The following is an 11871-nucleotide window of genomic DNA, read 5'->3' as shown; positions in this document are numbered from 1 at the left end:
CCATCGCTCCCCGCAATCCAGCTCGGGGCGTCCTCACCTTCGTGGTCACCCTTACCACCTTCAAGGACGTCCGCAGTTACCCGTGCCGCTCCCTGGAGAGTGCCACCAAGCTGGCCGAGCGGTTCATCGCCGGCGTCACCAGGCCCCGCCCCGCCGCTGGTGGCCCGTCCGGCACGGACCCCGAGACCACCCCCGCGCCCGAACCCCAGCCGGTGGCCGCATAGGTCTCACATCCCTGGCTCCGGTCAGGGATTTTTTTCGCTCGCGAACACAGCCCACCCATCCCCAATGCTAGACCCCTTCCGCATGCCCAAGGGGTCTTCGCCAGAGAACGCGCAAAACGCGCTACAGCGCATCGGCATTCCGGCGGCTACCGAGGTAGCCACCCGCCCAAAACCGCTATCGATAACCCCTCCACGGCCCTTCCAGCTCGATTACTGGCCTATTAGCGGCCCAGAACTCCATTCTCGACCAAATGCCAGATCGCACGATTCCGAGACTCACACACACGGCCCAAAGGCCCGTGTGTGTGAGTCTCATTCTCAGGCTCCCGGCGCGATGGTGCACTTTCAGTCAACTTTCGGTCCACCGCCAAACACCGAACTTTCACCGAACTCTTGCCCCCCCATCGCCTGCTGCATTTGTGGCGGCACCAGAAAGTGCGCACAAACTACCGCCTCCCTGGTTTCACCCTACTTTTACCCCACTCTTGCCTAACCATCCCGGATCCCAGGCTTGGCCATTAACTACTGTCTGAGCAGCCACTTCCGCACATTCCAGCTTCAGGCAACGCTGGCCAACTGTTCGACTCTCCATTTTTGACTAAACGCACGCTCCAAATCACCAGGTCATTAGCCTCCGTTTCCATCCCCGGACGATCCGGACGCATCTTTGGTACACAGTTCTATAAGAAAAATAAACTTCTCCCAATTTCTATGCAGCCGTGTACAAAAGATCCGTCCGAATCGTCCGGAAACCACGCCACTGGTTTGCCCACTTCTCACACCGACTGGAGAACATCCGTCCGGATCGTCCGGCACACCTCCCTGGTCCAACCTCCCCCCTGACTTCAAAAGATACGTCCGAACCGTCCGAGCCAACCAACTGGTCAGCTCACACATACACCTCCGTCTTGTCTGGCCCTGTCCCCATGCATATCAGCCCTCGCCAGCCTCGCTGGTTCTTCCCATTGTCATCCGAAAGGTCATGCCGCAGCGTTAGGCCAAACTGGCGCGTTACTGTGTCCCCAATCACGTTGCTGAACCGTTTCCGTGGCATCGTCACCCATCCACGCTCGTTGCAGAAGGCGACATAACCCTCATAACACTTCGCTACGGTCAGCGACGCGCCTTCTTCTCGATGCAAACACTCCCGGGCAAACACAACGTCGCCCTCAGATTCGAGCAGCAGATCATCTACAATACGTTGCTGTCCATCACTCAATTGCAGGTTCCACCCATCCGCCCGCAGCTTTTCTAGCCCTTCCAACATCCAGTTGAGCACACCCGGAGCCTCCTTGGTCAGGATTTGCTCGCTCAGGTCCGTGATCACCTTCTGCGGCTTCGGGTTCTTGTACTCCACGATCGCCAGGCGCCGTCGCCACGCCTCGGCATCTCCTTCCAGATGCACTGTCAGCCGTGAATTGCACGTCACAATTGCGTTAAACCGGCACACGATTTCCGGTCGTTCATTACTCCCCTTGAACTCCAGGGTCATCGGGTCCCCACCAATCAACGACTTGAGCGATGAGGCTCCCTTGCAGCTCAGGAAGTTCTCCGGCACATCCGCACCGTAGAGCAGTGACTTGCCCAAAAACCTCCCAACCTCAAACCGCTCGCCCAGCAACATCGGGCGCAACGTCGCCAGGTTGTCGGCTCCGATAATTCCCCGCAGCACCCGGATGAACGTGCCCTTGCCGCCACCAGCCGTCCCCGTTAGCACCATCATGCGCTGTGCCAGGTTCACCCCAATCAGCGCCAGCCCACACCAGCGTTGCAGCAGGTCCAGTTCCTCTGGACTGAGCGCCGGCCGCATCAGCAAATCCAGAAACATCGGGCAACTGGCCCCCTTCACATAGTCAACTGTTAGCTTGTTGCGCCGTCGGTATGACGCGTTAAACGGCAGCACCTCCCGATCGGCCAGTCTTAGCATTCCATTGTGGCAGGCGATGTACTCCTGCAGGCTGGTTTCAAAGTAGTCATTGCCCACCTCCAACAGCCCACGCGCCCGATTCACCACTCCCCGCAGATCCGCAGTATCCCTGAACCTGAATTTCAGATTCGTCGTGTCGCACTGTTCTGAGCAATCATTCGCGCACATAAGCAACTCCTGGCTCAGCCGTGCGATCAACTTCGGCTCGCGCACCTCCGCGAAAATGCCCGCATTGGGGTCGTAGGTGTAAAACCGGTTCTCGACCGCCATGAACACTGTCGGTGCCATGGGGGTGCCCAGTTCACCCAACGTCGCTGCCAAAAAATCCTCACACAGGTCCTTGACCAGCGGCATAGTCTCTTCATCGTCTTTCTGCTTGGGCGGAAAACCAAGCAACACCGCCGGACCATACTGCTCCCGCAAGCCCGGGAACCTCTCGTCAAACCAGGCGTCAGGCATTCCCGGCAGCGCCACCGGCACCACCACCCCGTTACCCTCAGCCCAGGCCTTGAAACCCGCGACCTGAGGATCGCTCCCGTTGGCTCTAACGTCGTGGTCGGCAACCGTCGTGGTTGTCGTCTCAACTGATGTCGTCATTGCTTCACCCATAATCACGTTCTGAAACCGGCCAGCCACCTCTCATGCACTTCCCGTCGCGTAACCCGCTTCCAGATCGGAGTCAGGTCTGGGTTGGGATTGAGGTAGAACAACTCCTGCAATTGCCCTCCTGTCCAAAGATTCGTTGGCAGCTCGTCGGCGCGCACGGGCGGCGTCCAAATCGGATCACCCGCCTCATCAAATTCCAACGGCTCATCCACCCAGCGCTTCCTGGGAACAGGCCCCTTAGGCCCCGGTGGTCCCTCCTGCTCCCGATAGCACCCCGGCAGCCGGCTCAACTGCACCGCCTTCATCGCCTTATGGTCACCACCCAGCACCATCATAAATGGCTTGAGTTGCGAGGCCATCTCATCCCACTCGGCCTTACTCCTCGCATCCACCTCTACCAGCGCATGAATTGAACGCCTGCCCGAGCTGTAGATCGCCACAATCCGCAGCGGCATCTGCACCAGCGCGGCCAGCCATTCCCGCGCCGTCGCCTCGTCCGACTCGAGCAACAGGAAACGCCATGCCACAACCGCCTCCTCGCTTCGGCAGGATCCTTTCCCACCCGACCTGGGGTTTGGATGAAACCTCCCGTCGACTGGATTGACCAGGAATAAGACCCCGTTTTGTCGCCCGTTCACGAGATAGTCCAGACAGCCCGCGTCGTAGGGCCCCTCAGTGCGTTCCACAATCACGCCCTGAGAATCCCTTCGCTCTAGAACGACAACGCACTCTCCAGGGCGGTACAAATGGTGCAGGAAACTCGCCGGCGTCTGCGTCTCCGGACACAACGGCGAACGCTCCTCCACAAAGGTTGCATCCACATTCGGCGTCAGGGCTGCTACGCGCCTGAGTATCTCCGGCACGAAAACCACCTTGGCGGGACGCGCGGCTGCAGAAACGGTCGTCACCGGCCTACGACCATTGGCTTGCCGACGAGCAACTGCCGCGCGACACCCACTCCCGCTCCCGTGGAGAAGATAACCCCGAGGTTTGCCCGAATTGCTCGCCATTGCCGACACAACCTTGTGACGCAATTCCGCTTCCGACCACGGCGGCAGACAGGTCTGGTTCCATACCCGCAGCAACCCCAGCGCCTCCTCGGCCGACAACGCGAAACCATGTACGAGCTTGCACGCAACTCGAAACGTGGTTTTGTGTCCTTGTTGCCCGCTAATGGCCGGCGGGCACTTGCTCAGATACCGCTGCGCTCGCGCGAAAACGGTCATCCCGGTGCAGCCCTTCGGTGCTATCAAAACGGGCTTGGCTAATGCCAGCGTCATTGTGCGTCCCTGTTGCCTGACGGCACCATTCGTCCCCTCACCAGGTTCCGTGCGGCCAGTGCGCTCCTTACCATCTCCAAGTCGAAGAACACCAGGTGACCAAGGCGAATATGCGGGATCGCTCTTGCCTTCGTCTGGGACCGCAACCATCGCATGCTGGGCCGACACTCCGTTTCGAACAACGCATCCAGCAACTGCTGTGCGTTGAGCAGCTTTCCCCTCACGTCATTTTCACTTACCATCTTCTGCATCACTTTCCTTTCCATCATTTTGACGGCCGACTTCACCGGCCTTCCACCGGGCGGCACCCGGTTCCACGGAACCGCCCACGTCTTCTCAAAACATATCTCGTTTGCATATTCCTTCCAAGAAAAATGTTGATCGACTTTGCGTACATGCTATTCTTTCACCATATGCGTCCATCATCCCGTTTGCACACGTTGGCTGTCCTCAGAACATTCTTGGGACTCACACAAAAGGAGATGGCTGACTTGGCCGAGTGTTCTCGGCCAACGATTCAGGCCATTGAGCTCAACAAGTTGAAACTTAGCGAGAAACTCGCCGTGTGCTTGGTGACCAAGACCGGTATCTCCCTGGACTGGTTGATGCGCGGCGACGTCGCCGCTCCGCCGATTGACACGGCCGGCAAACCTTACACTGTGGAAACCTTCGAGCGCACCCGGGCCAACGACCAATCCGATCCTGACCGGTTCATCCCGAACTATTTCGACGCCGGGAAGACCGTTGCTCTCTGTTTTGCCCTTATGCTCCGGGCGGCCTTGGCCGCGCACAAGAGCGGCCAAGTGCAGTTGCTTAGCTATCGCCTGACTTCCGCCATCACTGAGGTTGCGCAGAGATTTCCCGGCTACGAGGACCTGCTCCAGAAATGGAAGGCTTTGCTGGCCCAAGCGGCAACTGATAATCGCCGGGAAGAAGCGGTTGGCACGATGTACTTCGACTTTCTGCGCCAGCTCAACGCTGAACTCTCAGGGAGAGTCCGCATCCATGAAGCTCGGAGCACCAAAATTATCCCGATGCCACACCGCGCCAAACCAGCCCCTCATCCGCGCAAGACGACCAAGGGCCTCAGGAAATAGGCCCCGGCAACTTTCCCGCTGGCGGCAAAGAGGCGCAGATACCGCACCCGCTGCCGGTGTCCCCACCTGCGTCGGCATCGCTCGGCCTCTCCCGCGGCCTTTGCCGATACCCTTCATGACCCGTCATAGCCCCGGTCTCGATCCCTCCTAGGATTTGCCAAATTATTTGCCAAATTCGCCGTTCTGGTTTCTTTTGCCTTCCTCCGCCTGCACTTTGTTGCAGTCGCCAAGAGCCCTCGACGGCTTTTCATAAACATCGAAAAAACCCTGTAAAATAAGGCTATTCTCGCATTGACAAACACTTGGAATTTACGGATACTATCGTTGGTTGCCAGAGTAGCTCAGGGGTAGAGCAGAGGACTCATAAGCCTTTGGTCGGGGGTTCAAATCCCTCCTCTGGCACCAGCTTCGAAGGCTTCGAAGACCTCATAGAATTGAGGTCAAGCTTCACCAAGGTTCGTCCCGGGATGCAGTTGGACTCATGGCAGGGGCGCAGGTGCAACGGCTGTGCGGATTGCTAGCCTCCGGAAGCCCCGTCTGTGTCGTATTGGATGTAAGCGCCACAAGGACAACGGGTTGCGCCGGAATTCCCCAAGGATGTCAAGGCTGTATCCACGGTGTGGAGACGGTGTGGATATTGCGTGTATACGGTGAGGCTCCCTTGCGCGGCGTAGTACGGTTCCAGGTGACGTCGATCCAGATTGCCAGGCTTTCGGCAGGACTGCGAAGGACGGCACCGGTGGCCCCAGCGTTTTAGAGGTTCCCAGCAGGGTTGGCTACCGGACTAGTTCCTAACCTCTACACAGGCTTGCCGGAACAATGCGAAGTGCGGGCAACTGCGAAACCAAGGGCGGTGCAAAAAGGTTGGTTAATACTCTTGACTGCGGGGGAGGGTTACCCATAATCTCGCGGCTTGTTAGGCAGAATTCATGTTTGCGCAACTTAAGAGCCTGTTTTCCAATGACATTGGGATAGACCTGGGGACGGCCAATTCTGTCGTTTACGTGCGGGATCGGGGCATTGTTTTGCGAGAGCCCTCGGTCGTGGCAATTCAAGCCGGGACGACCAACGTCCTGGCCGTAGGCGAAGAGGCCAAGCGGATGCTCGGCCGTACCCCGGGGAATATCGTGGCCATTCGGCCCATGAAAGATGGCGTGATCGCTGATTTCGAGATTACCGAAGCGATGCTGCGCCATTTCATCCAAAAGGTCCATCATCGGAAACTGATTGCGCCGCGCGTCGTCGTCGCGGTTCCCTCAGGTATTACCGAAGTGGAAAAGCGGGCGGTTAAGGACTCCGCGACTCATGCCGGCGCCCGGGAAGTGTATTTGATCGAACAACCGATGGCTTCGGCCATCGGCGTCGGGTTGCCGGTGCATGAGCCAGCGGGGAACATGATCGTAGATGTCGGCGGCGGGACTTGCGAGATTGCAATCATTTCCCTGGCCGGCATCGTCTTCAGCCGCAGCCTGCGGGTGGGCGGAGACGAATTCGACGAGACGATCGTGGCGCATATTAAACGGGCCTATAATTTGATGATAGGCGAACGCACAGCGGAAGAAATCAAGATGCGAATTGGCTCAGCTTTTCCGCTGGAGCAGGAACTAACAATGGAAGTCAAGGGACGCGATTTGAGCGCTGGTCTGCCGAAAACGCTGACCATCCGCTCCGAAGAGGTTCGCGAAGCCTTGCAAGAGCCGCTGTCGAGCATTTTGGAGTCTGTACGCATCACCCTCGAACGCTGTCCGCCGGAGCTGTCCGCCGATTTGGTGGACCGCGGCATAGTCATGGCGGGTGGCGGATCGTTGTTGCGCGGCGTTGACCGTTTGGTGGCCGAAGAAACCGGCCTGCCGGTCCACATCGCCGACGACCCGCTCAGCGCGGTTGCTGAAGGCACCGGCCGGGTGTTGCAGGAACTCCAGTTTCTCAAGCGCGTCTCCTCCAATTCCAATTAGCTCCCTCCTGTCGTCATCAGTCGCTGGTAATCGGTAAACGGTGATCCGCTTTTGCGGGCCATTTGCGTCGTGCCGGCTGCGGATTGCCCACTGCCGATTGTTTAGATGTTTAGACGGCCACATTACATTGCATTGAGTCTGGTTGTGCTGCTGACGCTGCTGGTCCTGAACTTGCCAGCGCCGACGGCAGCCCGGCTCAAGTTGACTGTCGGCAGCCTGTTTGTCCCGCTGTTCGGCCTGGCCGGCTCCGCCCCACACGTAGCCGGCGCCGCGGGCGACGCTATTGTGCCGCGGCGGGAACTGCTCAAGCTCCTCGAAAGCCAACGCCGGGAAAACCAGCGGCTGAAGCTGCAGACCATGCAGGCCGAGGAGATTGCCCGCGAGAATGACCGGTTGCACCAACACGTCGGCTGGCAGCGGCAGGCGCCTTGGAAGCTCAAGCTGGCTCGGGTAGTCCTGCGCGAACCGGCCAACTGGTGGCGCACCCTTCAGATTGATCTTGGCAGCCGTGATAATGTGCGAGTGAACCAGCCAGTGCTGACTACTGAGGGGCTGGTCGGGCGGATTTCCTCAGTCAGCCTCACCCGCTCCCAAGTCACGCTCCTGGGTGATCCCAACTGCAAAGTCTCGGCCCGGGTCGAGAACGAAACCCGCGATATCGGGGTTGTCGGCGCAGCCGGACCGCTGGACACCGAACTCGTGGTGCTGGGTTATCTCTCCCGCACCGCCAATCTCAAACCGGCGCAACTGGTGATTACCAGCGGTGAGGGGGGGATATTCCCGAAGGGAATTCCAATCGGCCAGATCGTGGATGTGCAGCCGGTGGACTACGGCGCGCGCACCGAGGCGCGCGTGAAGTTGGCGGCAAACCTGAACTCGCTGGAGGAAGTGTGGGTGATGTTTCCATGAACTGGCTTCACACAGCGCTGGTGCTTGTTGCGGCCTACCTGGCCGTCTTCTGGGAAGCCGCGTTTGGCGGCATACGCCATGTATTCGGCGCACAGGTGGACTTGCTGCCGCCACTCATGGTCTATGCCAGCCTCTGCACCGGTCTCACCACCGTGACGCTGCTTGCCCTCTTGGGCGGACTCTGGTTTGACTCCCTCTCCGCCAACCCCCTTGGGGTGACGGTGTTCCCGCTATTCGCAATTGGACTGGCGCTGCACCTGAAACGCGAGCTGATTTTGCGCGACCAGATCTTTGCCCAGGTGGTCCTGGGCCTGGCCGCCAGCGCGGCGGCGCCGGTCTTGACGCTGCTGCTGTTGCTCACAATGGCCCGCGCGCCGCTGCTGGGTTGGGGCACACTTTGGCAACTGATTGTCCTGAGCCTGGGCGGGGCCATTGCGACTCCCATTTTTTTCGAGCTGTTCGGGTGGCTGCAGCGCACGCTGGTCCATCACGCCGATACGCAGAGCAGCTTCCGGCCCGACCGGGAAATCCGGAGGGGACGACTATGATCACTCGCGGCTTATCAGGATATTGGGATTCCGGAGCAATGGCCGAGCCAGCACCGGGCAGGCGCTCACCCCATCACCCAGGCATTCACTCACTGCCTCACTCCACTTCAAGCTGATGCTTATCTTCGATCAACTGAAGAAGGACGATCCGCAGTTGCGGCTGCTCGCGTTTGTAGTGCTGTGCGCCATGGGCGTCCTGCTCATTGGCCTGTGGTGGGTGCAGGTGGTGTCAGCGCGCGACTACCAGGCAAACCTGCAGACCCAGTCTTTCCGCACCGTGCGCATTCCCGCCGTGCGCGGCCGGATACTTGACCGGAACGGTGTTGTTCTGGCCGAGAATCGGCCCACCTACAATATCAGTTTGTACCTTGAGGAATTGCGCGGTGCGTTCGATGCCACCTATACGGAAAAGGCGGCGCGTGTCCGCAGCGAGCTGAAGCGGCAGCAGGAGGAATTGAGCCGGAAGCTCAATCGAGAACTCACCCGCGAAGAACGAAAGCAGTTCCTGTACACGCTGAAGGAGAAAGCCCGGGTGCGGCGGGAGGCGCGCTACGAGGTCGCCAGCAATGTGGTGCAGCAGGTCAGCCTGCGACTCCGCCAGCCGCTCTCCATTGATGCCACCAACTTCGCCCGGCATTATGAGACCCGCCTTGCCCTGCCCTACCCCGTGGTTACGGATTTGAACTCCACCCAAATCGCGCGCTTCGAGGAACAGTCCACCAACCCGATGGGCGTAGATCTGGAGGTTCAGTCCACCCGTTTCTACCCCCACGGCACTACTGCCGCCCATGTCCTTGGCCATTTGCGGCGGGATGACAGCTCGGTGGAGGGTGAGGAAGCGTTCTTCTCCTTCCGCCTTCCAGATTACCGCGGCACGGTTGGGGTCGAGTTCGGATTCGATAGAGCATTGCGCGGCATGGCCGGCGCGAAATCCGTTCTGGTGAACAACATGGGCTACCGCCAGACCGAGAATGTCTGGATTCCGGCTGAGCCCGGCTCCAATGTGGTGCTCACTCTTGACCTGCGCATTCAGCAGGCAGCCGAGCAGGCCCTGCAAGTTGCCGGACCCGCCGCCCGCGGTGCCGCTGTAGTTCTCGATACGCGCAACGGGGACGTTCTGGCGCTGGTGTCATCGCCGAGCTTCAATCCCAATTCCTACATTCCCAGCCTGTCGCATGCCGAGTGGCGGCACATCACCGAACTGGGAGCCGAGAAGAACCGGGCGACCCAGGAGAACTATGCCGCGGGCTCGATATTCAAACCGATCATCGGTTTGGCGTGCCTCGAAGCGGGGCTGAACCGCCACGCGACGGTGCATAGTCCGGGCTACATCTATGTGGGCAGGAAACGGTTTGGCGACCTGGTCACGCCGGGAGATTATGACTTCCGCCGCGCGATAAAGGCCTCCTGCAACGCCTACTTTATCCATAACGGCCTGCACGTGGCGGGCATCTCCAACATCGTCGAGTTGGGCCAGCGTTTCCAGCTTGGCAAGCGAACCGGGCTTCCCACCCGCCAGGAAGTCAGCGGCATCTTCCCCAGCCTCAAGACCGTCAGCTCGGGTTGGTACGACGGTGACACCGGCAACCTGTGCATCGGCCAGGGCCAAATGGCCGTGACGCCAATCCAAATGGCCGTGGCAACAGCCGCCATCGCCAACGGCGGCAAGGTCTTGTGGCCGCGTCTCGTGGACCGCATCGAACCCATGGACCCGATGCTCGGCGGGCCGACGAATTACTTCCCTACAGTCCGGGTGCGAAATGAGCTGCAGGTCAAGCCGCGCAACCTGGAAATCGTTCGGGAAGCGATGCTGGCGGATGTTGAGGATGCCGACGGCACCGGCGTCAAGGCCGCCGTCCCTGGCCTGAAGATCGCCGGCAAGACGGGCACCGCCCAAGTGAAGAATGCCGCCGGTGCGCTGGTGAACCACATCACCTGGTTCATATCTTTTGCGCCCTACGACCAGCCCCGTTTCGCCGTCGTGACCATGGTCGAAGGCGGCATTTCCGGCGCGGCCACCAGTGCCCCGATCGCCCAGAAGATCTACACCGCAATTCAGGCATGCTACCAGGGCGGTGATGGCAAAGTCGCAACCATGGCTCAAGCGCTTTAACGACAATGTTTGAAGTCAGCCTCAACGAACGTCCGTCGCGCATTGACCGGCTGCAGTTGGCTGCACTGCTGGGTTTGATGCTGCTGGGCGGGGCGTTCGTGTACAGCGCCACGATGGTGAGCGAATCGGCTCGGCTGGCGCCCTGGTACAATCAGAGCTGGTTCCGGCAGGTCCTCTGGTATGTGCTCGGGATGGGCGCGGCGGCGGCTCTCTGCTGCGTGGACTATCACACGCTGGCCCGGTGGTCCATGGTTGCCTATTGGATAGCCATGGCGCTGCTGGTCATGGTGCTTCTTTTCGGCACGGTGCGTTTCGGCGCGCGGAGATGGTTTGATTTCGGCCTCTTCAGTCTGCAGCCATCCGAGTTTGCCAAGCTCGCCTTCATCCTGGCCCAGGCGCATTTCCTGAGTCGCCCGGTTGAGGAGCTGCGCGTGGTGTCCATCTTCCTGAAGGCCCTCGGCCTGATGATGGTGCCGTTCATCCTGATTCTGAAGGAGCCGGATCTCGGCTCGGCCCTCGTACTGCTGCCGGCCGGGCTGGCCATGCTGTTCGTGGCCGGCATTCCAAGGCGCTACCTCCTGCGGCTGGTCGGCGGGGTCGGAATCCTGGGTGCCCTGTTCCTGGTGGATGTGCTGTTCGCGCCAAAGAACTGGCAGGTTACACTGGAAGACTATCAGCGGCGCCGTCTGCTGGTGTACTTCGGCATAGAGGAATCTCCGCCTCCCGGCGCGTCCAAGGCGGATCGAGCACGCCTGCGCCAGCAGCAGGCCGATTACACGCACAACATGCGGCAGGCATTGATCTCCGTCGGCTCGGGCGGGTTGACGGGCAAAGGCTGGCGGCAAGGCACGCAGAATGCCCTCGGCTACCTGCCGCGATCAGTGGCGCACAACGACTTCATCTTCTCCGTCATTGCCGAGGAGAGTGGCTTTGTCGGCAGCGTGGCCGTGCTCACGCTGTATGGAGTGGTTCTGTTCACAGGAATCAGAATCGCCGGCCAGGCACGCGACCGCCTGGGCAAGTTGATGGCGGTGGGCGTGGTAACCCTGCTCTTCAGCCATGTATTCATCAATATCGGCATGAACATTCGGATAATGCCCGTGACGGGCGTGCCACTGCCGCTGCTAAGTTACGGCGGATCCTCAGTGCTCGGCTCGTTGATCGCTATGGGCATCCTGCAAAACGTGTTTATCTATCGAAAGGCATATTAAA

9 protein-coding genes and 1 tRNA gene are annotated in these 11871 nt (G+C 59.8%); 8 read left to right on the top strand and 2 right to left on the bottom strand.

Annotation, left to right across the window (positions count from 1 at the left end; translation table 11 throughout):
* A partial coding sequence (locus P5205_18580; GenBank protein HSA12369.1) for a hypothetical protein occupies nt 1-224 on the top strand: 224 nt, incomplete at its 5' end.
* 889 nt (nt 225-1113) lie between these two features.
* On the opposite strand, the gene P5205_18575 is transcribed toward P5205_18580, so the two are convergent.
* Both P5205_18575 and P5205_18570 read right to left on the bottom strand, forming a co-directional pair.
* Nucleotides 1114-2748, bottom strand: coding sequence for a phage/plasmid primase, P4 family (locus tag P5205_18575; protein HSA12368.1), 1635 nt, complete (start codon nt 2746-2748; stop codon nt 1114-1116).
* Nucleotides 2749-2762: 14 nt separating this feature from the next.
* Nucleotides 2763-3284, bottom strand: coding sequence for a hypothetical protein (locus P5205_18570; GenBank protein HSA12367.1), 522 nt, complete (start codon nt 3282-3284; stop codon nt 2763-2765).
* Nucleotides 3285-4519: 1235 nt separating this feature from the next.
* Here P5205_18570 and P5205_18565 point away from each other — a divergent pair.
* The 7 genes from P5205_18565 to P5205_18535 all read left to right on the top strand — a co-directional run bounded on the left by P5205_18565 (nt 4520) and on the right by P5205_18535 (nt 11870).
* Nucleotides 4520-5134 carry a hypothetical protein gene (locus P5205_18565; GenBank protein ID HSA12366.1) on the top strand — a complete coding sequence of 205 codons (615 nt, stop codon included), beginning with the start codon at nt 4520-4522 and terminating at the stop codon, nt 5132-5134.
* A 330-nt stretch (nt 5135-5464) separates the two neighbouring features.
* Nucleotides 5465-5539 (top strand) — tRNA-Met (locus P5205_18560).
* A gap of 524 nt (nt 5540-6063) precedes the next feature.
* On the top strand, nt 6064-7089 hold the full coding sequence (locus P5205_18555) for a rod shape-determining protein (GenBank protein HSA12365.1): 1026 nt from the start codon (nt 6064-6066) through the stop codon (nt 7087-7089).
* A 105-nt stretch (nt 7090-7194) separates the two neighbouring features.
* Nucleotides 7195-7998 (top strand): rod shape-determining protein MreC, encoded by an 804-nt coding sequence (gene mreC / locus P5205_18550; protein ID HSA12364.1) that lies wholly within the window; start codon nt 7195-7197, stop codon nt 7996-7998.
* Complete coding sequence (locus P5205_18545; GenBank protein ID HSA12363.1) at nt 7995-8546, top strand: hypothetical protein; 552 nt, start codon at nt 7995-7997, stop codon at nt 8544-8546. Before mreC ends, P5205_18545 begins: the two co-directional genes overlap by 4 nt.
* A gap of 115 nt (nt 8547-8661) precedes the next feature.
* Nucleotides 8662-10659, top strand: a complete 1998-nt coding sequence (locus tag P5205_18540) for a penicillin-binding transpeptidase domain-containing protein (protein HSA12362.1) — start codon at nt 8662-8664, stop codon at nt 10657-10659.
* Nucleotides 10660-10664: 5 nt separating this feature from the next.
* Entirely contained in the window at nt 10665-11870 is a 1206-nt protein-coding gene (locus tag P5205_18535; GenBank protein HSA12361.1) for an FtsW/RodA/SpoVE family cell cycle protein, read from the top strand.
* Nucleotide 11871 lies beyond the last annotated feature (1 nt).

This window comes from Candidatus Paceibacterota bacterium, assembly GCA_035452965.1.
In the GTDB taxonomy this organism is placed as follows: Bacteria; Verrucomicrobiota; Verrucomicrobiia; order Limisphaerales; family UBA8199; genus UBA8199.
This window is presented reverse-complemented; position numbering and strand designations above follow the sequence as displayed.

What these genes read in the sequence shown, in the direction of transcription:
- mreC (HSA12364.1), top strand. Translation starts at nt 7,195, where the DNA reads ATGTTTAGACGGCCACATTACATTGCATTGAGTCTGGTTGTGCTGCTG.
- P5205_18575 (HSA12368.1), bottom strand. Translation starts at nt 2,748, where the DNA reads ATGACGACATCAGTTGAGACGACAACCACGACGGTTGCCGACCACGAC.
- P5205_18565 (HSA12366.1), top strand. Translation starts at nt 4,520, where the DNA reads ATGGCTGACTTGGCCGAGTGTTCTCGGCCAACGATTCAGGCCATTGAG.
- P5205_18540 (HSA12362.1), top strand. Translation starts at nt 8,662, where the DNA reads ATGCTTATCTTCGATCAACTGAAGAAGGACGATCCGCAGTTGCGGCTG.
- P5205_18545 (HSA12363.1), top strand. Translation starts at nt 7,995, where the DNA reads ATGAACTGGCTTCACACAGCGCTGGTGCTTGTTGCGGCCTACCTGGCC.
- P5205_18555 (HSA12365.1), top strand. Translation starts at nt 6,064, where the DNA reads ATGTTTGCGCAACTTAAGAGCCTGTTTTCCAATGACATTGGGATAGAC.
- P5205_18535 (HSA12361.1), top strand. Translation starts at nt 10,665, where the DNA reads ATGTTTGAAGTCAGCCTCAACGAACGTCCGTCGCGCATTGACCGGCTG.